Source organism: Streptomyces sp. 4F14 (assembly GCF_048159485.1).
Classification (GTDB): domain Bacteria; phylum Actinomycetota; class Actinomycetes; order Streptomycetales; family Streptomycetaceae; genus Streptomyces.
Genome location: NZ_JBLRVY010000101.1, coordinates 1 through 532, shown reverse-complemented (window position 1 = coordinate 532; position 532 = coordinate 1). Strand labels below are relative to the sequence as shown.

General features: G+C 71.1%; 1 protein-coding gene. It reads left to right on the top strand.

Annotated features, from left to right (window positions below):
* Nucleotides 1–532, top strand: a 532-nt coding sequence (locus ACLZOT_RS49805) for a molybdopterin-dependent oxidoreductase (RefSeq protein WP_416975958.1), incomplete at both ends; no start/stop codon positions are given.

Genomic DNA, 532 nt, shown 5'->3' with positions numbered 1-532 from the left:
GTCAGCCGGTGGGAAGCGAATCGGGGGAAGACGGTTCGGAAGGAGCGTCCTCGTTCGAGCTCCCGCCGGGACAGCGCCTCCAGCGCGGCTGGCCGGTCACGCACTACGGACCGGTGCCCAAGTTCCGCCCCGAGCGCTGGGAGTTCCGGGTCTTCGGGGCCACCGCCGACGGCGAGAAACGCGGCTGGACCCACGACGAGTTCACCGCCCTGCCGTACACCACGGTCGTCGCCGACCTGCACTGCGTCACGAAGTTCAGCATGCTCGGCGCCGAGTGGGGCGGGGTGCCCGCCGCCACGATCCTGGAGCTCGCGCCGCCCGCCCCGGCCGTCACCCACGTGATGGTCTGGGCCGAGTACGGCTTCAGCTCCAACCTCCGGCTGGCCGACTTCGCGGACGGGCGTGCCCTCTTCGCCACCCACAAGGACGGCGAACTGCTCACCGCCGAGCACGGCTTCCCGCTGCGCCTGATCGTCCCCCACCTGTACGCCTGGAAGGGCCCCAAGTGGGTGCGCGGCGTCGAGTACATGAC